The organism is Vibrio sp. D54, from assembly GCF_021728075.1.
Classification (GTDB): Bacteria; Pseudomonadota; Gammaproteobacteria; order Enterobacterales; family Vibrionaceae; genus Vibrio; species Vibrio alginolyticus.
The window spans coordinates 36,327-57,724 of sequence record NZ_JAKKCS010000019.1 but is presented as its reverse complement, the minus strand read 5'-3'; the positions used below and the strand labels follow the sequence as shown (position 1 = coordinate 57,724).

Sequence of the window (21,398 nt, the reverse complement as noted above, 5' to 3'; positions counted from 1 at the left end):
TTGATTCTGAATGGCTAGAAAAGCTTATTCACCCGCCACTTTCATGGTATCCAGTAGGATAGAGCCCGTTTGGATTTGTGAGCGCGTTTCAATATCACTACCAACCGCCACAATCTTGGTGAACATGTCTTTTAGATTACCTGCGATGGTAATTTCTGATACTGGGTATTGGATTTCGCCATTCTCAACCCAGAAGCCTGCGGCACCGCGAGAGTAATCACCCGTTACCACGTTCACACCTTGTCCCATGACTTCAGTCACTAGAAGACCAGTACCGAGCTCTTTAAGCATTTGTTCGAAGTTTTGGCCTGTCGACTTCACGTACCAGTTATGAATCCCACCAGCGTGACCTGTCGGCGTCATCTTCATTTTACGTGCGGCATAACTGGTTAACAGATAAGTTGCTAGCACACCGTCGGTAATGATCTCACGGTCTTGAGTGTACACACCTTCACTATCGAATGGACTTGATGCCAAACCACGCAATACATGCGGACGTTCTGAGATATTGAACCATTCAGGAAGCACTTGTTTGCCTAGATGGTCAAGTAAGAAAGAAGATTTTCGGTACAGGTTACCACCGCTGATCGCCATAACGAGATGGCCAATCAAGCCTGTCGCAACATCAGCCGCAAACATGATTGGGTATTGACCTGTTTTTAGACGCTGCGCATCTAAGCGGTTAACCGTATTCTCTGCCGCCTTACGACCCACCGTTTCTGGGGTCCATAAGTCATCACGATGACGTGCCACGGTGTAGCTGTAATCACGTTCCATCTCGCCGTTTTGACCAACGCCAATTACACAACAGCTAGTACTATGGCGGCTAGACGCATAACTAGCTAATAAGCCATGGCTATTGCCATACACTTTCACGCCGTAATGACTATCATAACTCGCGCCATCACTTTGCTTGATTGCATTGTTATAACTTAGCGCCTCTTTTTCTGCTGCAATCGCCACATTGGCAGCATAGTCTGGATCGGGTGCGTCTGGGTGGAAAAGATCAAGCTCAGGGATCTCTTGCACCATGTATTCTTTTGCTGCAGGGCCTGCAAATGGGTCTTCAGATGTGTAATGTGCAATATCTAGCGCCGCTATAACGGTTTGCTCGATTGCAGCTTCACTTAAATCAGACGTGGAAGCACTGCCTTTGCGTTGACCTCGGTAAACGGTAATGCCCAGCGCACCATCGCTGTTGAACTCGACATTTTCTACTTCACCCATACGAGTTGAAACACTTAAACCAGTGCTTTTAGTAATTGCGACTTCGGCGGCGTCAGATTTTGCCGATGCAAGCTTTAAGGCTCTTGCGACGGCTTGCTCTAGCTCGGTACGTTGCTCAGCAACCTGCTGTTTAATATCCATTGTCTTTCACATCTTGTCTTTGATGAACAATAGGATAACAAGAATTTCGCTTTCTCCCCATGATTCTTGTTAAAATAGTCATAATATTAATCAAAACACAGGCAACTGAAATGGCACGTAAGAATCAAAAAGCGCCATGGGAACCAGAAGAAGAGATCATCTGGGTAAGTAAATCCGAGATGAAGCGAGACATGGAAGAACTGCAAAAGCTAGGTGAGGAGCTTGTCGGCCTCAAACCTTCAGTTCTAGAAAAGTTTCCATTGAGCGAAGATTTGCGAGAAGCAATTGCTGACGCGCAACGCTTTAAAAATGAAGCGCGTCGTCGCCAATTACAACGTATCGGTAAATTGATGCGTTACGAAGATCCAGAGCCAATCCAAGCCGCACTGGATAAAATTCGTAATAAGCACTCTCAATTAACGGCGGTATTCCACAAACTTGAAGCGTTGCGTGATCGCGTAGTGGAAGAAGGTGACAAAGCCATTGATGACGTAATGGAAATGTACCCAGAAGCGGATCGTCAGCGTCTACGCCAACTTGCTCGCCAAGCAGCGAAAGAGAAAAAAGCTGGGAAACCAGCAAAAGCGTACCGCGAAATCTTTCAGATCCTTAAAGGTCTAAACGAAGAAGAGTTTTAATTCGACGGCTCAAGCAATGAGCATTCGATTTAAACGCAAAAAGCAGACGTCAATGTCTGCTTTTTTTATCTTTGGTTTTACAGTCAGCGTTACACTAAGCGATTAACGCGGTCTCCGCGCTCGAAAGCGTTAATGTTCTCAATCAAGATTTCCGCTAAACGTTGAATAGATGAGTCGCTGCCCCATGCAACATGCGGTGTCAGTAACAAATTAGGTAAACTCATATTGGCAATCAGCGGATTGCTCTCATCAGCCGGTTCTTGTGTAAAAACATCAAAACCAGCCGCTGCAATTTCTTGCTGTTTTAAGGCATCCACCAGTGCGCTCTCATCCACCAAACCTCCACGCCCTGTATTAATCAAAATGGAGTTGGACTTCATTTGTTGCAACTCTGCTTGACCAATTAAATTCTGAGTATGATCGTTGAGCGGGCAATGCAAGGTCAGCGCATCGGAGCGTTTTAATACTTCCTCAAACGGCACATAACCAGGCCGACATTCTGCCGCCCCTTTACGCTCAGAAAACAACACGGTCATTCCTAACGCTTGAGCCAGATTCGCCGTCGCTTGCCCTAGTGCCCCGCTACCAACAACACCTAACGTGCTACCACCAATATCCCCGATTGGGTGCGTAAAAAAACAAAACTGCTGGTTACGCTGCCACTCACCTGCGGCAATATCTTGGTGGTACCCAAATAAATTCCGTCTTAAAGCGAATAACATTGCCATCACATGCTCGGGCACCGAACGCGTCGCGTAACCACGTACATTAGCAACCGCAATATCATGATTAGCACAGTAGTTCACATCGACGTTGTTAAAACCAGTTGCGGCAACCGCGATCATCCGTAATTTTGGTAGTTGCTCTAATACATGTTGGTCAAGCAGGACTTTATTGCTAATCACGATATCGGCATCTGCTAACCTTTCTATTACCTGCTCAGGCGCAGTTAGGTCGTACTCACGCCAGTGGTGCGGAAAGCCAGGTCGTGGGACCTCAATATGTTCTGGGATGGTCGCTCGGTCTAAAAATACGATGCTTGGCAAAGACATAACAACTCCTTGTTCACGGCTGAAAGACAGGATACATCAACCACAGTAACGAAATAGCCAAAAATAGCGAACTAGAAAGAACCGCTGTTGAGTGCAATTGGCATTAAGGGTGTGGCAACGTTTTATAATCAGGCAATGTACGCTCTGGCGAAAAATAGTTAAAGATCATCGCCTCGGCTTCAGGATAAAAGTCACAGGGTACAAAAATACTGCTCAACTGTTCTGTGACTGGGTGATAAAAACTTAACTCCGCAGCGTGCAACTCTAAACGCTCTGAAAACTGATACGCCTCTTCAGTTGCATAAAACTCATCACCAATAATCGCATGACCAATCGCCATCAAATGCACGCGTAACTGATGCGATCGACCAGTAATGGGCAGTAGTCGCACAACGGTCGTATGGGTGCCATCAGGGTGCACTTCACGCTTCACTACTTGGAATAAAGTTTGAGATGGTTTGCCGTCGTCAAAACATACTTTTTGTCGTGGACGATTTGGCCAATCACAAATTAATGGAAGATCAATATTCCCTTCTTGCGACTCAACATGCCCCCAAACACGTGCGTAATACACCTTGTGAGTGAGGCGATATTGGAACTGCTTTTTTAATGCTCGCTCCGCGGGTTTGTTTTTCGCCAGCAACATCAACCCTGATGTCGACATATCCAAGCGATGCACAACTTGAATTTCTGGATGCAACTCTTTGAGGCGGCTCCACATGCTGTCGTAATGCTCTGCAAGGCGACCAGGGACAGACAGCAGCCCTGATGGCTTATTCACTGCCAGAATGTCGTCATCCTCAAAAACGATATCAACCCAAGGGTCGGTGGGAGGGGTATATTCAAGCATTGCCATGGGAGATCTCTACAAAATAAAAACGCCGCGATTATATACCCAAATAGCACCCAGATGCAGGATTCTGAAGAAAAGTTCAACCCAATAAAACAAAGTCAATCCTTTAGCATAAAAACTAAAAATAGCACGTTGTAAATTTAGTTTGACAACAAGACGCATAACTGAATAGAGTGCTAGATGCACACAGCATGATATTCGCAAAGAATACTTAAAATAAATACACCAAAACACAGCATTTAAAAGACATTACCGTTGCGCAGTATAGGGCGAGCGCTCAGCTTGTCATGTACTGCGGTATGTATCTCTTTAGAAAGATACATAAGATAAAAAGGACAATAAGCAATGGACTCCGCCGTTATAGATAAACCCCAATCCAAACTTTCCTTATTTTTTCGTTCGCTAGGCCCCGGCATATTAATGGCATCTGCTGCGGTCGGTGGCTCTCACCTCGTGGCATCAACCAAGGCTGGTGCGATTTATGGTTGGCAATTGGCTGCACTGATTCTGCTCGTAAACCTGTTTAAATACCCTTTTTTCCGAGCGGGCGTACAGTACACCATGGGGACAGGGCTGACCTTGGTTGAGGGCTACGCGAAATTAGGTCGGCCTTATCTATGGCTATTCCTATTTCTTAGCGTGGTATCGGCCGTCATCAATACCGCCGCTTTGTTGATGTTTAGCGCTAGCTTGCTGGGCTACTTCATTCCGTTTTCACTATCAATGGCATCACTCAGCATCATTGTGATTGTCACCTGCCTGATCATATTATTTGCTGGCCATTACAAAGCGCTCGATACGCTATCTAAGGTGATCATGTCGGTGTTAACCATCGCGACTTTACTCTCTGTTTCTATCGCCGTTGGTAACCCTGTTGAGCAAGTAGCCAACTTCGAGCCGCCATCACCTTGGTCTATTGCGGCTATTGGTTTTATCGTCGTGACAATGGGGTGGATGCCTGCACCGATTGAGATCTCCTGTTTAACCTCAGCGTGGCTAAAACGCCAATCAAGCCAGCAAGAAGTAACATACCGCTCTGCTCTATTTGACTTTAATGTCGGTTATATTGGCACGGCGTTTCTTGCCATTATCTTTGTATCGCTAGGCTCTTTGATGCTTTATGGATCTGGCGTTGCGCTTGAAAGCTCTGGTGTTGGCTTCTCCCACCAATTGGTTGGCTTATATGCGGCAACGATTGGCGAATGGTCTCGTTACTTGATCGCGGTAATTGCGTTTTTCTGTATCTTTGGCAGCACGATTACCGTTATTGATGGCTATTCGCGCGTTATTTCGGATTCTCAACGCTTACTGCGCTCGCAACCAGACACTAACCCTAAAACCACTTCAGCGATCATGCTGGTAGTCTCTTTACTTGCATTGGGTATTGTGGTTTTCTGGGCTTCTGCGTTATTGCCTATGCTGAACTTTGCGATGATCCTCGCCTTTATGACCACGCCATTCTTTGCTCTGCTAAATTACACATTAGTGAGCAAAACCAAGTTACCTGAGCCTTTGGCTGTTGGACCTAAACTGAAGTGGTTATCGATTGCAGGCCTGATTTACTTGTTTGGCTTCTTGGCTGTATTTATCTGGTGGAAGTGGTTGATGTAAATGAGGTAGCTATCAGTGATTAATGCATTCCGCATAAAGAAACTAAACCGCAAATAAAGAAAAAGGTCTTCAACTGAAGACCTTTTTTTAATGAGCAATAAACACTTACTTAGTTGTGGCTCACCACAATCAAACGCAGCGAGTCGAGCTGAACTTGAGCTTGGTTGATGTAACCAGTGAGCTCTTTAATTTGTGCGTCGATAGCTTCAATTTCTTCGTCACGAATATTTGGGTTCACCGCTTTCAGTGCTTGCAAACGCTCAAGCTCTGCATTCAAACTGTGCTGCATATCTTGATGAGCTTGTTTGCGTACTTCTTCGACCTTCTCTTCAATAAGAACATCACCAGCTTCAATTAAGCGGTGTACGTCTTTCTGTACCGACGTAACCAACTTGCTACCTAAGTGACGGTTTACAGGGCTGAGCTGGCGGTTAAAGCTTTCAAACTCCACTTGAGCAGACAAATCATTACCACGCGAGTCCATCATTAAACGGATTGGCGTTTTCGGTAAGAAGCGCGCGATACCACTGCGTTTAGGCGCTTGCGCATCTACCGCGTAAATCAACTCAAGAAGAATAGTCCCGACTGGTAACGCTTTGTTTTTCAATAGAGATACCGCAGACGTCCCCACCCCTTCACTCATAAGAAGATCGATACCCCCCTGGATCATTGGGTGTTCCCAACTGATAAAGTGCATATCTTCACGAGATAACGCTGTATCACGATCAAACGTGATCGTCGCTCCTTCGTATGGCAGACCTGGGTAGCTTGGCACCATCATGTGCTCAGATGGGGTCACAATCAGGGCGTTTTCACCTTTATCGTCTTGATTCAAGCCAATCGTGTCAAAAAGAGAAAGTGCGAAGGTGACCAGATTGGTATCGCCGTCGGTTGATTCAATTTTCTCAACGATTTGTTGTGCTTTTTCCCCGCCATTTGAATGCATTTCTAATAGGCGATCGCGGCCTTGCTCCAATTGGGATTTCAGCTCTTTATTCATTTTTGCTGACGCTTCAATGATCTCATCTAGCGTGCTGGTATCACCAGAGGCAAGAATTTCAATCAGATCATCGGAGTACTTATCGTAAACAGCACGGCCTGTTGGGCAGGTTTCCGCAAAAGCGTTCAGGCCTTCATCGAACCAACGTGCTAAGATCGCTTGCGATGTGCCTTTCAGGTAAGGAACATGAATGTCGATATCGCGATTTTGACCGATACGGTCCAAACGACCAATACGTTGCTCAAGCAAGTCTGGGTTGAATGGCAAGTCGAACATGACAAGTTGGTTGGCAAACTGGAAGTTACGACCTTCAGAGCCGATTTCGCTACAGATAAGAACTTGTGCTCCACCTTCTTCTTGCGCAAAGTAAGCCGCCGCTTTGTCACGTTCAAGAATCGACATACCTTCGTGGAAAACGGTGGCGCGGATACCTTCACGCTCACGCAGTGCTTGCTCCAATTGCAGTGCGGTACTCGCACGAGAAGCAATCACGAGGATTTTCTCGCTGCGCTTCTCTTTTACTTTTTCAAGCAACCAATTCACACGCGAGTCAAACTGCCACCAGCTTGCGTCATCGCCTTCAAATTCTTGGAAAATTTCTTCCGGGTAAAGGTTCTTCATCGCACGTGCTTCAGAACTCATCTTACCGCCAATCATCCCAGCAACACGCATTGATGTAGTGTATTGCGGTGGAATATCCATTGGCATCAGATGCACGTTACGCTTAGGGAAGCCTTTGATGGCCGCGCGCGTGTTACGGAACAGAACACGCCCTGTACCATGACGATCCATCAAGTTATCGATTAGCTCTTGGCGTGCCGACGCTTTAGCTTCTTCGTCCGCTTCACTTTCGATAATACGGAAAAGTGGTTCTACGTCTTGTTCAGACAACAACTCAGTGATCTGGTTTTTTGCTTCATTAGGTAGCTTTTCACCGGAAAAGAGTGAAGTAATCGCATCTGCTACGGGCGCGTATTGCTCTTCTTCCTCAACGAATGCTTCGTAATCATAGAAGCGGTCTGGATCCAACAAACGCAGACGAGCAAAGTGACTCTCACGACCAAGCTGCTCTGGCGTTGCAGTCAGTAGCAACACACCTGGAGTACGTTCAGCCAAGCCTTCTACCACTTGGTATTCACGGCTCGGTTTATCTTGGCTCCATTCAAGGTGATGCGCTTCATCGACAACCAGTAGGTCCCATTCACCTTCCAGTGCTTGTTCAAAACGCTTGCGGCTCTTACGTAGGAAATCCAAAGAACACAGCACATATTGCTGAGTATCAAATGGGTTTTCTGCATCCGCAAAAGCTTCGATACAGCGCTCTTCGTCAAAGATAGAGAAATGCAGATTGAAACGACGCATCATCTCAACCAGCCATTGATGCTGCAGTGTTTCAGGCACCACAATCAAAATGCGTTCGGCACGACCAGACAGAACTTGTTGGTGGATGATCATGCCCGCTTCGATGGTTTTACCCAAACCTACCTCATCCGCCAACAAGACGCGTGGCGCGTGACGACGGCCAACTTCGTGCGCGATGTAAAGCTGATGAGGGATCAAACCTGCACGCATACCACATAGGCCACGCATTGGGCTCTTATGCTGCTCAAACTGGTTGGTTAGCGCACGGTAACGCAGAACAAAGTTGTCCATACGGTCGATTTGACCGGCGTACAACTTATCTTGAGGTTTGTTAAAACGAATTTGGTTGCTAAGAAAAATCTCACGCAGAACAACAGCGGTTTCTTGCGTGTCTTCACGAGTACCGAAATAGGTGTAAAGACCTTCATCTTCCAGTACTTCTTCTACTTTTAGAGACCAACCTTCTTGGCAATCGATGACATCCCCAACATTAAAGGTGACTCGGGTAACAGGTGCATCGTTACGTGCGTAAACTCGGTTTTCCTCTGACGCTGCAAACATCAATGTCACAGTACGAGCATCCATTGCTACAACGGTACCTAAACCTAAATCGCTTTCCGTATCGCTAATCCAGCGCTGCCCCAAAGCAAATGTCATGAATTGACTACCTCGTTATTAGTTCTTGATTCGTATTTCTTGTTGGTCTACTCATGCCCGTGGGCATGGATAATAGTTTAGATCTGATTCTGGCTTCTGCTATGCCGATAGCATTCGTCATTTCAGTATGAACTGAGTATTTTTTAAGCCAGCTCAACATGATAAATCGGACGTAGCCTATACGCAGAAAAAGGTCGCTAATCTTACTTGAAGCTGTGATTTAGGTCACGCCGAAACCGCACCAAGCAGAAACTTTTTTTCCCAAACTCTAAATGCAATCAAATTGTAAAATACTCATGCCAATTATTAAGTTGTAGAACGTAAATATTACGTATACTTCTAATGAGGGGCGTTTAAAACCATTGCATATGATTTAAGCGCGTTAGTACACGATTAGGATCAACACGGGTTTGCAGTAAGTTGTCTTGCTACTCGGTTGCACACTAGCCGACATCAGCCCGACAACCTCTATTGCAAGCAATCAGAGTTAGGTCACTTCACACCTATTTGGAAACGACCTAACAACTCGCATGCAGAGCCGTACTACGGCAAGGAGACGCTATGGGCGATACCGATCGGAAACTGTTTGTACTCGATACCAACATTCTTCTTCATGAACCCTTTGCCATCTTCTCTTTCCAAGAACACGATGTCGTTATCCCCATGACCGTGTTGGAAGAACTCGACCGAATCAAAGACAGTAAGCGCGACGTTGCAAGAGATGCGCGCGTGGCTATTCGCACCTTGGAAGATTTGTTTAAAGAAGCAACGCCAGATGAAATCTCTGAAGGCATTCCTGTTTCTAAAGACAACCCCGACCAGGGTACTATTTCCATTTTGGCGGATTTTGAACTGCAGGAAACCGTCAAAGCCTTCGCCGACAAAGCCGGTGACAACCGTATTCTCAACGCGGTGCTTTATCTGCAAAATAAACGTGCACCACGTGAAGTGGTACTGATCACGAAAGACATCAACATGCGTCTGCGAGCCAAAGGGGCTGGTGTACGCTTTGTTGAGGACTATAGAACCGACCAACTGATTGACGACATTCAATACCTAACCAAAGGCTTTCAATTGCGTGAAGGTGATTTCTGGAGCGGTATTGAGGAAGTAGAAAGCTATGCACTGGGCGGAAAAACTTACCACAAACTCAGTCGCGAACCCTTCGACCCAACCTTTATCAACCAATACGTTATTGATGAAGACAGTGACTTTGCTGGTCGCGTAGAAACCATCAATGAAGACAAGCTAACGCTTCTCGACCTGAGCCGCGAACGTCTAATGCATCGTAAGGCTTGGGACATCACACCTAAAAATATCTACCAGGGAATGGCGTTAGATGCCTTACTCGATCCAGAAATTGACTTGGTGATTCTAACGGGTGCGGCGGGTAGTGGTAAGACATTACTGGCAATGGCAGCAGCATTGGAGCAAACCATTGAAAAAAGCATGTTCGATAAAATTATCGTAACACGTAACACGCCAGATATCGGTGAATCCATCGGCTTCTTACCCGGCTCCGAAGAGGAGAAAATGATGCCGTGGTTAGCGGCGGTGACCGATACCTTGGAAGCGCTACATAAACACGATCACTGCACTGAAGGCTCATTGAAGTACATCTGCGATAAAGCCAACATTCAATTTAAATCCATCAACTTTATGCGTGGCCGTTCGATTCAAAATGCGTTTGTACTGCTTGATGAGTGTCAAAACCTCACTGCATCACAAATCAAAACCATCATTACCCGCTGTGGTGAAGGAACCAAAATCGTCTGCTCCGGTAACTTGGCGCAGATTGACTCCCATTACCTCACCCCAGTGACCTCTGGTTTGACCTACATGGTTGAACGCTTCAAGAACTTTGAAGGCAGCGCGAATATTCACCTCAACGGCGTGGTTCGTAGCCGCTTGGCGGAATTTGCTGAAGAAAACCTGTAATTGACACCGACTCACAAAGCAAAAGAGCGCTCTAATGAGCGCTCTTTTTATAACGATTCAACTGAGTTACTCAGTGCCACCTACTGTCAGTGAGTCCAGTTTCAAGGTCGGCTGACCAACCCCAACTGGCACACTTTGACCTGCTTTACCACATACGCCAACGCCCTTGTCGATACTTAGGTCGTTACCGACCATAGAGACTTGCTGCATTGCTTCGATACCTGAGCCAATCAACGTCGCACCTTTAACAGGGCGCGTAATTTTACCGTTTTCAATCAAGTACGCTTCCGATGCAGAGAACACAAACTTACCCGAAGTAATGTCCACCTGGCCGCCACCAAAGTTTGGCGCATACAACCCTTTCTCGACCGTCGAGATGATTTCTTCTGGCGTATGTTCACCTGGAAGCATGTAGGTGTTGGTCATACGAGGCATTGGCAAGTGTGCATACGATTCACGACGACCGTTACCCGTTGGATTTACACCCATTAGCCGCGCGTTTAGCTTGTCTTGCATATAGCCTTTCAGCACACCATTCTCGATAAGCGTGTTGTACTGACCGTTTACCCCTTCATCATCCACATTCAGTGAACCACGAAGGTCTTTTAACGTGCCGTCATCGACGATGGTACACAGTGAAGACGTCACTTGTTGACCCATTTTTCCAGAGAACACTGACGACTCTTTGCGGTTAAAGTCACCTTCTAGTCCATGACCTACCGCTTCGTGTAGCAACACGCCAGGCCAGCCAGAGCCCAATACCACTGGCATCATGCCTGCTGGTGCTGCTTCTGCTTCAAGGTTGATTAACGCCATGCGAATCGCTTCGTCTGCATAATGGAAAGCTTGTTTCACTCCATTGCTTTCCGTTAAAAAGAAATCGTAACCGAAACGGCCGCCGCCACCAGCACTACCGCGTTCACGTCGTTCACCTTTTTGTGCAAGCACGCTAATAGACAAACGCACCAAAGGACGAATATCGCCTGCATAAGTACCGTCTGTTGCCGCAACAAGCATCTGCTCATGCACACCGCTGATGCTGATCGAGACTTCTTTAATCAATGGTTCTTTAGTGCGGATGTAAGCATCTAGAGATTTGAGCAATTCTGTTTTTTGCTGCTTTTCCCATTCAGCTAGTGGATTCACAGCGGCGTAGTACGCTTGGTTTTCGGTGCGTTTAAACGCTTGGACTTTACCATTCTGCCCTTGCTGAGCAATACCGCGCGCCGCCATTGCACTCTGCTTCAGGCCTTCAGGCTGGATTTGATCAGAGTAGGCAAAGCCGGTTTTCTCGCCAGTTACTGCACGGACACCAACACCACAATCAATGTTAAAAGAGCCATCTTTGATGATGCTGTCTTCTAGAACCAGAGACTCATGCCAGCTGGACTGAAAGTAAATGTCCGCATAATCGATCTGGCGCGTCGCAATGCTGGCAAGCGTGTCAGCAATGTCTTGTTCTGTCAGACCATTTGGGGCAAGGAGTGCCTGTTCTATTTGGTTTGTGCTCATAGTTAGCTCTTTTATTTCCGTCTCAATTCATTTTGAAAGCGACTGTGTTGAGTCAGCGGCATATTCTGCCTTACTTGTTGGCTTTGTGACAAATCTATCTCAGTCACCAATAAACCTACTTCATCCTGAAGCTGTTTATGGATACGTCCCCAAGGGTCAACGACCATTGAGTGTCCCCATGTTTTTCGTCCACATGGATGCGTTCCAGTTTGTCCGCTTGCCAAAATCCAACATTGTGTCTCAATCGCTCTAGCTCGCAATAGTATTTCCCAGTGAGCTTGCCCCGTCACAGCGGTAAACGCAGCGGGCACCACAATGATATCCGACCCTTCTTGACGCAATACTTTATAAAGTTCTGGGAAACGTAAATCATAACAAATACTCAATCCAACACTGCCGATATCAGTTTCCGCAACGACTATTTGATTACCCGCCATAAACGTATCCGACTCACGATAACTACCATAACCATCGGCTACGTCGACATCAAACATATGCAGTTTGTCATAGTGAGCAATGCATTTACCGTGCGGCGGCAATACAAGTGTTGTTGTCGTGACACCTTTTGCGGTTTGAATGGGCATGCTTCCGACAATTAGCGTTAACTGGTTCTTTCTAGCGATTTCACAGAGCCGCTGTTGAATCATGCCACTGCCAAGTGGCTCTGCATGTTGATGATAAGCTTCGCGACTGGAAAATAGCACTGTATTTTCAGGAGTAAGAACAAGTTTGGCACCTTGCTTGCTCGCTAAAGCACACTGTTTTTCAATGAAGTCCAAATTCGCGTTAATATCCGGACCCGAAGTCATTTGAATAATGCCAACACGCTCCATGTGTTTCCTCCCTATTCCATTATATTCGGTGAGTTATTTGGCCTGTTCACGCAGTTTTTCTGGCAGCTTGTATTCACCTTTACTTCGCGAAATTTCTTTCACCGTTGGTGAATCTAGTGGGCCTTTCACTTCATAATTGACTTGAGTGAAGACCTCAACCACCGGAGATATCACCGTAGAGATGGCCAAGACATACAAAGCAGTTTGAGGCGCAACGGCAAACGCGGTCAGCATTGGTAGGCCTGACGTGATGTCTGGTGTGAATTTCACTTCCGCATCAACCATTCTGCTGTTCATATTAGCGATGCCGCGGATTTGCATTTCCCCTGCTAACGCATCCATTACGATATCATTGGTGATAAACACACCGTCTTGGATTTTGCCCGTTCCCGTGATCGAGTTGAATGCCATGCCTTTATCGAATACATCGGTAAAATCGAGCTGCATCTTACGGATGATAGAATCCAAGCTGAACAAGCCTAACAAGCGTGCCGCACCACTAACTTCACTGATCACGCCTTTACCAAATTCCGTTGAGACGTTTCCTTGCAAGGTTTGTGTCTTCATTGACCAAGGTGCGCCGTCCCATTCCATATTGGCATTGATCTCAAATGGTGCTTGTTGAATGCCTGATGTAATACCAAAGCGCTCCATAAGATCGGTGTTGTTATCACCTTTCATTTTCATGGTTAAGTTGGAATGACTACTCTCTTTCGTCAGGTCCCACCAACCACTCATATCAATGCGGTTTTTGCCGCTACTAAAGGTGATATTTTTCCACTCCAAGCGGTTCTCGCGACGCTGCAAATCAACATTCACTTTGCCCACTTTGTAGCCTTGCAGCCAAAAATCATCGATGTTCAAAGTTAAGTTTGGCATCTCTGCGTGAAACTTGCGGTCAAAATTGGTAATCAAAGGTGCGTTTTGATCTTCACTCGCAAAGATTGAACTGCGCTCTTTGGTCATCTCTTCAAACCCTGGGATGTACAGATGCAAGTGCTCTAGAGAGACCGATAGATCATAGGGTTTCAGATAGTTAGCTTTCCCTTTAACCTCTTGACTGTCCACATCGAGTTGCCAACTCAAATTTTTCTTGCTTGCTGAAAAATCCACATCATGAAACTCAATCCCACCGAGCTGTAAGTTTGGCGTTTCAACTTCAATGCGTGTCGGCAATGGAATGGTCGGCGTTTTCATGCTTGCCAAAACAGACGATGAAGGCTTGCTCTCAGAGACCTGCGCAAGCTCCGCCCATTGGTCTAAATTCAGTTCTTCGACACGCACCGAAGCATCGTGCCCGACAATAGGACTAATCCGGAAGCCACCTTTGCCAACCATTAAATGAGTCGCAGTCAGAACCGGGACATCGCCAGCGATATCTATCTCAGTTTGATACTTCACATTTGGGATCTGTAGTCTTGCTGAAATACTCTCTTGGTTGCCGGATGCTTGCAGTTTCGCTTGCCCAGACTCGCCAATTTGTTTCGCTAAAGGATAAGGATATTGACTAGTCAGACGATTTAGCTGCGCCAGCACTTCAAGCTGATAAGTGAAACCAACATCATTGAGTTGCAAGTCAATGTCCATTTGCCACGGCGCATGGCCAGAAACAAGGTTTAACCAACGCTCACCGACATAGGGTTTGAGCGGCTCGACATCCCAATCTCCTAGTGTATTAATTGTCACGTTGTAGCCTTGCTCCGCACTCTCTCCATGGAAATCAAGAGAGATAGGCTGTTGCAATAATTCGGCCGACAAACCCGATGTGGTAACCACATCATTGTCGAAGGTGATACGTCCTGTGGCGTTTTCAAGCGTCATTGGCGGCGCTTCAATATCAACACGATTTTCTGTTAAATCGGCATAACCCCAAGCGCGAGACTCTTTCTCAAAATCAAACGGTATGTTGAGTTGAAACTCAGAGTAAACGGGACCACTCACTTGCAGCGCTGTCAATGCGGCACCGACTGAATCCACTAATGGCGTCGCCATCATGTAGTCACGGACTTCATTACCCGGCGCGCTTGCTTTCGCTTCAATCTCGATGTGTCCACCTTCTGCCAACTCAGGGATTCGCCCAGTGATACGCTTGGCATGAACGCCATTTAGTGTGGCTGATTTTGAATCCAAATACATGGCATCATTTTCAAACAGCAAGTCTAGCTGCAAATCCGTGATGGTTGGCCATGCCGTATCAAAGCTAAATTTCGCGTCTTTTAATCCAACCCAAGCTTGGAACATGCCATTATGTTCTTTGTAAGGAAAATCACCTAACTCGCCATACCACAACAATTTCGCTGTATTCACTTTTCCGCCCTGAATCGCGGTCGAAAGATAGTCGGTCAAGTCTTGTCCAAGTGCCAGAGTCGGTAGATAGCGCCATGTCTCACCCGCGTTGTAGAGATCCGCTTCGGCATAGAACGATAAAAATGGGCTTTGTTCTTTTGGAAAATCAAGACGGAATGCCCCCAGGACTTGAAGATCAGGCGTTGCTGCCGTCACTTTATCCGACCACAAGCGCCAGCCGCTCTCATCTTGCTGCCAGATAATATCGACTTCACCTTGTTTGATATTCAGCGGAGCTTGGAATACATCGCCGTACGGAAATACATCATCAATGACGGTTACTTTCGCTTTTGCCTGATCTAAATCACCAGATACACTGCCCTGTACATGATGGAATCCTGGTAGCAGTTCCCATTGCGTCATTGCAAGTTCATCCAGTTCCGCGGAGTAGCGTAAGGTGTCTAAACCGCCGTTCATGGACAAGCGAACATCTTCAACTCGGCCTTTCGGTGCCAATTTGTTGATAAGGTCACTGGTCGATTCCGACTCTGGAGCCAATTTGATGAGCGGAATAAGTGCTTCGATGTCGAGTTGAGAGAGATTAAGCATCCAGCCGTTTGGTTGCCAATCAAACGCGACGTCTAGCTCTGGCCAAGGGGTATTATCGGTTCTGATCTGAAGTGAGTGGCCATTTACTTTCCAGCCTTGTTTATCTGGTCGAAGATTGAAAATTCCAGACTCAATAAACAACTCATGATGTCCATCTTCATTCCACACCAACTCGGAAGGCAGCAATTCAACATAAGCATCATGCGGTTGGCTATGTTTGAGCGTTAGCCAAGTATTTAAGCTGACTTTACCCGACTCTGCTCCTGACTCTTCTTGCATGTAAGTGGTCAGCCAAGGTGTGACCGAGACATCTTGAGCACTCACGTAAAACTCACCAGATACATCGCGCAACGAGCCATGATCTTTAAAGTTAGCGCTTACTAACAATGAGTTCAGGCGAACATCGGCAATGCTAACCGTGCCTTCGGCTACGTGACGTTTCCCTTGATTGCTCCAACGAAGCTGCTCAATATCTAAACGGCGAGTTTCACCTGACACAGACTTATACCAAATCCGTGAATCGCTAATAGTGAAGTCTTCGAACTGACGTAAAAGAAGTGAGTCGAGTTGGTCAATGAGTTTCACTTCGCTCTTATCCACTTCAGGCTTCGATTCTTGACGATTAGAAGTCGGCAGAATGTCTACAGTGTGAATATCTAAAGCGAGGTTATGAATGGTAAGGTCTGCAACTACAGGTTTAAGTTGAAAAAGAGATTGAATAAGATCGAACTCAATCTGGACTTCTTCAACAGCGAAGCGTGCATCTTGCACGTTTGGTAGATTTGCCTCTAAACCCAGTAACGCAATTGAGGGATGATTATTGCGCCACGTCCCTGCGACATTGGCAATAGAAACGTCAAAACCTGTGCCTTGTTTGACCCAGGTTTTGATCTCATCTTGGAAATGGTTAAGTTGCGGCAGTGTGACGCGAAGCGTGGTTACTAATATGGCTAATAACACCAATACAGTAACTAAACTCCACGCACAAAAACGCCCAAAACGGTTAACACCAGAATTCACAAATGTTCCAAATTACATCATTACGACGTCAAACTGTTCCTGAATGTACAGGGGTTCAGCCTGAACTCGCACTTGCTTGCCAATAAATACTTCGAGCTCAGCCAACGCATGAGACTCATCGCCCAATAGTGCTTCAGCAACAAATGGCGATGCGTACACGACAAAATTATCGGCGTCGTAAGCACGGTTCACACGAGTAATCTCGCGTAATATCTCAAAGCATACGGTTTCGACTGTTTTCACGCTGCCACGGCCTTCACAAGTAGGACAGCCAGAGCACAAGATATGTTCAATACTTTCTCGCGTACGCTTACGCGTCATTTCAACTAAGCCAAGCTGGGTAAAGCCGTTGATGTTGGTTTTTACTCGGTCTTTCGCCAGCGCCGTTTCCAGTGAGGTAAGTACTCGCTGACGATGCTCTTCGGATGCCATATCGATAAAATCAATAATGATGATACCGCCGAGGTTACGTAAACGTAGCTGACGCGCAATAGCTTGCGTTGCCTCTATATTGGTATTGAAGATAGTCTCTTCGAGATTACGACGACCGACAAATGCACCCGTGTTGATGTCGATGGTGGTCATGGCTTCGGTTTGATCGATGATCAAATAGCCGCCCGATTTTAGCTCGACCTTGCGCTCTAAAGAACGCTGAATTTCGTTTTCGGTGTCGTACATGTCAAAGATTGGCTTGTCACCTTCGTAAAGCTCAAGCTTATCTGTTAACTCCGGTACATACTCAGAAGTGAATTCTTTCAGGTTCTCGTATTCAAGGCGAGAGTCGACCATGATCTTATCGAGCTCTGTGCCAACAAAGTCACGCAGAATGCGTTGAGCTAAGCCGAGTTCACCGTAAAGTGTTGAACGCGTTTTGTATTTTGAGCGACGCTCCATGACTTTTAGCCACAAACGCTTTAGAAATGCCGCATCTTGAGATAGCTCTTTTTCATCAGCGCCTTCTGCCGCGGTACGAATGATAAAACCACCGTGCTCATCGCAGTAATGGTTCACCACCTTTTTCAAACGCTCGCGCTCTTTTTCACTTTCAATACGCTGCGAAACACCGACATGGCTGGCCCCCGGCATAAAAACAAGATAACGCGAAGGTAAGGTGATATCCGTCGTTAAACGCGCACCTTTCGTGCCGAGCGGATCTTTGACCACTTGAACAACAATGTCTTGTCCCTGGCGTACCAGCTCAGAGATATCACGGACTTGAAACTGCTGTTTTTCGTTTTCTGCCACACATTCGGTATGGGGAACAATATCTGACGCATGTAAAAACGCCGCTTTATCTAAACCAATGTCGACGAAAGCCGCCTGCATGCCTGGTAACACTCGGCTTACTTTGCCTTTGTATATATTGCCCACAATACCGCGACGCGATTCGCGCTCGATATGTATTTCTTGTAGTACTCCACCTTCAATCATGGCCACACGAGTTTCACTCGGGGTCACGTTAAGCAGCAATTCTGCACTCATGTGCACACCTCAAAACAATTATAAAAATTCTTGAATTAGCTGATCGGTTTCGAACAAAGGTAAGCCTACTACAGCGTGATAACTGCCTTCGATTCGGGTGACAAATCGCCCTCCGAGTCCCTGAATACCATAACTTCCAGCTTTATCGCATGGCTCTCCTGACTGCCAATATTGTTCGATTTCTTCGTGAGTCAGTGGTTTGAACCACACGTCAGTGGTAACGACCACTGAATGTTGTTGTTCCGATGATACAACGCTCACCGCAGTCATCACTTGATGACGACGACCCGATAAGTCAGTAAGCATACGCTTTGAATCTTCAAAACTTTTTGGTTTTTCTAGCACACGGTCATCGCATACTACGACCGTATCAGAGCCCAATACAACGGAATCAGGCTTAGCCAACGCTAAGCCTGCCTGAGCTTTTTCCAAAGAAAGACGCAACACGTAATCTCGTGCTTGCTCATGAGCCTGTTTGGCTTCCTCAATATCAGGCAATACGATCTCAAAATCATAACCCAGTTGAGCAAGCAGCTCTTTTCTTCTCGGAGAACCCGATGCGAGAACGAGAGATAAGCTTTTCTTCACCGCTTTACCTTACGTGCCATGCACGACGAACTCGTCGCATTAATAAAAACATCCATGGCCAAAGTATACAGTTTATTGCCGCCGTCCACAGAGATAATGGATTAAATACTACGTCCTGGTTCAAATATTCCCCACAGAATATCAAAACTTCCAATAACGCAGTAAAAAAGGCAATTAAAATCGACTGTTGCCACAATGCCATGTTGCGAATCAACAGGAAATTCAGCGCCACAAGGTAGATAACGATCGACATCATCATGCCACGAATTCCAAGCGTTGAGCCGATCAAAATGTCCCACAATAAGCCCAACACTAGCGCAGTTCCGACGTTTACTCGGTGCGGTAGTGCCAACACCCAATAACACGTGACAAGGAACAACCATGAAGGACGCAACACATCTAACACACCAGGCCATGGAATGGTTTGCAGTACCAGCGCAACGAAGAAACTGACGCCAATCACCATTCGGCTACTCAATACATTATTGGCCATCGGTTACCTCTTGTTCTTGCTCTAACCCTTCATCTACATTGGACCGCAGTACTTTGTGTTGACGGTCTTCATTCGGCCAAATCAGCAGTAGGTAGCGTAAGCGATCAAATTCCACAACCGGCTCAGCCTTGATTGAGGCGAACTCTTGACGCGTATCGTGATCCACATTGGTAACCGTCGCGACTGGATATCCCTCAGGGTAAATGCCACCTAAACCGGATGTCACCAAGAAATCACCAACCTGAATATCTGTGCTGGTTGGAATGTGCTCCAGTTGGATTTCATCCATTTCACCATTGCCCGATGCGATCACTCGGATATCATTGCGGATCACCTGGACAGGAATTGCATTTTTCGCGTCCGTTAGCAGCAGAACACGTGCGTTGTGCGCTGCGACAAACGTGACCTGACCAACGATGCCTTTCTCGTTGATAACAGGCTGACCAACGTAAACACCATCAATACGGCCTTTATCGATCACCACTTGATGACGATAAGGTGAAGTATCAACCGCCATTACTTCTGTCACGACTTTCTTTTCATCACGGACAAATGAAGATCCTAACAACTTACGTAGGCGTTGGTTTTCTTCTTTATATTGGTCGAGCAAGATAAGCTCGCTTTTCAGGCGTAACACTTCTCGCTTTAAGCTGCGATTGCCTTCAACTAATGCCTGATGAGAATTAAAACGTTCAAATACGCCATCGAACATACTACGAGGCAAATTCGCTGCGTACTGAATCGGTGCAACCATACTGTTTAGTAGGTATCGAACGTTGGAAAACGTATCTAGACGACTATCGGCCAGCATTAAGCTCGCCGACACGATGACAGCAAAAAACAGACGTAATTGCAGAGACGGACCTCTGCCGAAAATCGGTTTCATCTTGTTTTTGACCTGATTGCTTCCATGATTATTGAGCCTTACTTGGCAACCTAAAAATACTTAAATAAATACTTTTAGGTATGGAGCATGTTTGAATTACAGAGAGAGCAGAAATGAAGGTGAAGCCCGACATGAGCTTCACCTAAACCTTTATTCTTCAGAGAACAGATCGCCACCGTGCATGTCGATCATTTCTAGAGCTTTACCGCCACCACGCGCAACACACGTTAGTGGATCTTCCGCGATAACCACAGGAATACCAGTTTCTTCCATTAGTAGACGGTCTAGGTCTTTAAGTAGTGCACCACCACCTGTTAGTACCATACCGTTTTCAGAAATGTCTGAAGCAAGCTCTGGTGGGCACTGTTCTAGTGCAACCATGACTGCTGATACGATGCCAGATAGCGGCTCTTGAAGCGCTTCTAGGATCTCGTTTGAGTTCAAACTAAAGCTTCGTGGCACACCTTCTGCAAGGTTACGACCGCGAACTTCAATCTCTTGAACTTCATCACCTGGGTAAGCAGAACCGATTTCGTGTTTGATCTTTTCAGCCGTTGCTTCACCAATTAAGCTGCCGTAGTTACGACGTACGTAGTTGATCACAGCTTCATCAAAGCGGTCACCACCGATACGTACAGACGATGAGTAAACCACACCGTTTAGAGAGATAACGGCAACTTCAGTTGTACCACCACCGATATCGACCACCATTGAACCGGTCGGCTCAGATACGCGTAAACCAGCACCAATTGCCGCCGCCATTGGCTCGTCGATTAGGTAAACTTCACGGGCACCAGCACCAAGTGCTGATTCACGAATTGCGCGACGCTCAACTTGGGTAGAACCACAAGGAACACAAACAAGAACACGTGGGCTTGGCTTTAGGATGCTGTTGTCATGCACTTGTTTGATAAAGTGCTGAAGCATTTTTTCGGTTACGTAGAAATCAGCAATTACGCCGTCTTTCATTGGGCGGATAGCGGAAATGTTGCCAGGTGTACGACCAAGCATCTGTTTTGCTGCGTGACCGACTGCAGCAACGCTTTTTGCAGAACCTACACGATCTTGACGAATAGCAACTACAGAAGGTTCATCAAGGACAATTCCTTGCCCTTTTACGTAAATTAGAGTGTTGGCTGTACCTAAATCGATAGATAGATCGTTAGAAAACATGCCACGAAGTTTCTTAAACATACTCTTCGCTCATCCT

General features: G+C 46.3%; 15 protein-coding genes. 3 read left to right on the top strand and 12 right to left on the bottom strand.

Annotation, left to right across the window (positions count from 1 at the left end; all coding sequences use genetic code 11):
• Positions 1-24 precede the first annotated feature (24 nt).
• Positions 25-1,368 carry a metalloprotease PmbA gene (gene pmbA / locus L3V37_RS20195; RefSeq protein WP_054577139.1) on the bottom strand — a complete coding sequence of 448 codons (1,344 nt, stop codon included), beginning with the start codon at positions 1,366-1,368 and terminating at the stop codon, positions 25-27.
• Between the two features lie 110 nt (positions 1,369-1,478).
• On the opposite strand from pmbA, the gene yjgA reads away from it, so the two are divergent.
• A complete protein-coding gene (gene yjgA, locus L3V37_RS20190; protein WP_005381124.1) occupies positions 1,479-2,006 on the top strand; it encodes a ribosome biogenesis factor YjgA in 528 nt (175 codons plus the stop codon).
• Positions 2,007-2,095: 89 nt separating this feature from the next.
• On the opposite strand, the gene L3V37_RS20185 is transcribed toward yjgA, so the two are convergent.
• Entirely contained in the window at positions 2,096-3,058 is a 963-nt protein-coding gene (locus L3V37_RS20185) for a D-2-hydroxyacid dehydrogenase (protein WP_130545239.1), read from the bottom strand.
• A 103-nt stretch (positions 3,059-3,161) separates the two neighbouring features.
• Positions 3,162-3,914 carry a pseudouridine synthase gene (locus tag L3V37_RS20180; RefSeq protein ID WP_237306892.1) on the bottom strand — a complete coding sequence of 251 codons (753 nt, stop codon included), beginning with the start codon at positions 3,912-3,914 and terminating at the stop codon, positions 3,162-3,164.
• 342 nt (positions 3,915-4,256) lie between these two features.
• On the opposite strand from L3V37_RS20180, the gene L3V37_RS20175 reads away from it, so the two are divergent.
• Positions 4,257-5,522: an NRAMP family divalent metal transporter gene (locus L3V37_RS20175; protein ID WP_237306887.1), complete on the top strand. Its 1,266-nt coding sequence runs from the start codon at positions 4,257-4,259 to the stop codon at positions 5,520-5,522.
• Positions 5,523-5,631: 109 nt separating this feature from the next.
• Here L3V37_RS20175 and rapA read toward each other — a convergent pair whose 3' ends face one another.
• Positions 5,632-8,541 (bottom strand): RNA polymerase-associated protein RapA, encoded by a 2,910-nt coding sequence (rapA, locus tag L3V37_RS20170; protein WP_005381132.1) that lies wholly within the window; start codon positions 8,539-8,541, stop codon positions 5,632-5,634.
• A 561-nt stretch (positions 8,542-9,102) separates the two neighbouring features.
• Here rapA and L3V37_RS20165 point away from each other — a divergent pair.
• Positions 9,103-10,479 carry a PhoH family protein gene (locus L3V37_RS20165; RefSeq protein ID WP_005381133.1) on the top strand — a complete coding sequence of 459 codons (1,377 nt, stop codon included), beginning with the start codon at positions 9,103-9,105 and terminating at the stop codon, positions 10,477-10,479.
• Positions 10,480-10,545: 66 nt separating this feature from the next.
• Here L3V37_RS20165 and tldD read toward each other — a convergent pair whose 3' ends face one another.
• From tldD to L3V37_RS20125, 8 genes are all read right to left on the bottom strand, one after another.
• Positions 10,546-11,991, bottom strand: coding sequence for a metalloprotease TldD (gene tldD, locus L3V37_RS20160; protein WP_005381134.1), 1,446 nt, complete (start codon positions 11,989-11,991; stop codon positions 10,546-10,548).
• 11 nt (positions 11,992-12,002) lie between these two features.
• A complete protein-coding gene (locus tag L3V37_RS20155) occupies positions 12,003-12,824 on the bottom strand; it encodes a carbon-nitrogen hydrolase family protein (protein WP_053350608.1) in 822 nt (273 codons plus the stop codon).
• 33 nt (positions 12,825-12,857) lie between these two features.
• Positions 12,858-16,739: a YhdP family protein gene (locus L3V37_RS20150; RefSeq protein ID WP_237306886.1), complete on the bottom strand. Its 3,882-nt coding sequence runs from the start codon at positions 16,737-16,739 to the stop codon at positions 12,858-12,860.
• A gap of 12 nt (positions 16,740-16,751) precedes the next feature.
• Positions 16,752-18,221 carry a ribonuclease G gene (gene rng, locus L3V37_RS20145; RefSeq protein ID WP_005381138.1) on the bottom strand — a complete coding sequence of 490 codons (1,470 nt, stop codon included), beginning with the start codon at positions 18,219-18,221 and terminating at the stop codon, positions 16,752-16,754.
• Positions 18,222-18,239: 18 nt separating this feature from the next.
• Complete coding sequence (locus L3V37_RS20140) at positions 18,240-18,809, bottom strand: nucleoside triphosphate pyrophosphatase (RefSeq protein WP_005381139.1); 570 nt, start codon at positions 18,807-18,809, stop codon at positions 18,240-18,242.
• A 4-nt stretch (positions 18,810-18,813) separates the two neighbouring features.
• Positions 18,814-19,302, bottom strand: a complete 489-nt coding sequence (mreD, locus tag L3V37_RS20135) for a rod shape-determining protein MreD (RefSeq protein ID WP_005381141.1) — start codon at positions 19,300-19,302, stop codon at positions 18,814-18,816.
• Positions 19,292-20,188, bottom strand: a complete 897-nt coding sequence (mreC, locus tag L3V37_RS20130) for a rod shape-determining protein MreC (RefSeq protein ID WP_237306885.1) — start codon at positions 20,186-20,188, stop codon at positions 19,292-19,294. The genes mreD and mreC overlap by 11 nt, the downstream gene beginning before the upstream one ends.
• A 150-nt stretch (positions 20,189-20,338) precedes the next feature.
• Positions 20,339-21,382, bottom strand: a complete 1,044-nt coding sequence (locus L3V37_RS20125) for a rod shape-determining protein (RefSeq protein WP_005381144.1) — start codon at positions 21,380-21,382, stop codon at positions 20,339-20,341.
• Between the last annotated feature and the right edge of the window lie 16 nt (positions 21,383-21,398).

What these genes read in the sequence shown, in the direction of transcription:
- pmbA (WP_054577139.1), bottom strand. Translation starts at nt 1,368, where the DNA reads ATGGATATTAAACAGCAGGTTGCTGAGCAACGTACCGAGCTAGAGCAA.
- yjgA (WP_005381124.1), top strand. Translation starts at nt 1,479, where the DNA reads ATGGCACGTAAGAATCAAAAAGCGCCATGGGAACCAGAAGAAGAGATC.
- L3V37_RS20185 (WP_130545239.1), bottom strand. Translation starts at nt 3,058, where the DNA reads ATGTCTTTGCCAAGCATCGTATTTTTAGACCGAGCGACCATCCCAGAA.
- L3V37_RS20180 (WP_237306892.1), bottom strand. Translation starts at nt 3,914, where the DNA reads ATGGCAATGCTTGAATATACCCCTCCCACCGACCCTTGGGTTGATATC.
- L3V37_RS20175 (WP_237306887.1), top strand. Translation starts at nt 4,257, where the DNA reads ATGGACTCCGCCGTTATAGATAAACCCCAATCCAAACTTTCCTTATTT.
- rapA (WP_005381132.1), bottom strand. Translation starts at nt 8,541, where the DNA reads ATGACATTTGCTTTGGGGCAGCGCTGGATTAGCGATACGGAAAGCGAT.
- L3V37_RS20165 (WP_005381133.1), top strand. Translation starts at nt 9,103, where the DNA reads ATGGGCGATACCGATCGGAAACTGTTTGTACTCGATACCAACATTCTT.
- tldD (WP_005381134.1), bottom strand. Translation starts at nt 11,991, where the DNA reads ATGAGCACAAACCAAATAGAACAGGCACTCCTTGCCCCAAATGGTCTG.
- L3V37_RS20155 (WP_053350608.1), bottom strand. Translation starts at nt 12,824, where the DNA reads ATGGAGCGTGTTGGCATTATTCAAATGACTTCGGGTCCGGATATTAAC.
- rng (WP_005381138.1), bottom strand. Translation starts at nt 18,221, where the DNA reads ATGAGTGCAGAATTGCTGCTTAACGTGACCCCGAGTGAAACTCGTGTG.
- mreD (WP_005381141.1), bottom strand. Translation starts at nt 19,302, where the DNA reads ATGGCCAATAATGTATTGAGTAGCCGAATGGTGATTGGCGTCAGTTTC.
- mreC (WP_237306885.1), bottom strand. Translation starts at nt 20,188, where the DNA reads ATGAAACCGATTTTCGGCAGAGGTCCGTCTCTGCAATTACGTCTGTTT.
- L3V37_RS20125 (WP_005381144.1), bottom strand. Translation starts at nt 21,382, where the DNA reads ATGTTTAAGAAACTTCGTGGCATGTTTTCTAACGATCTATCTATCGAT.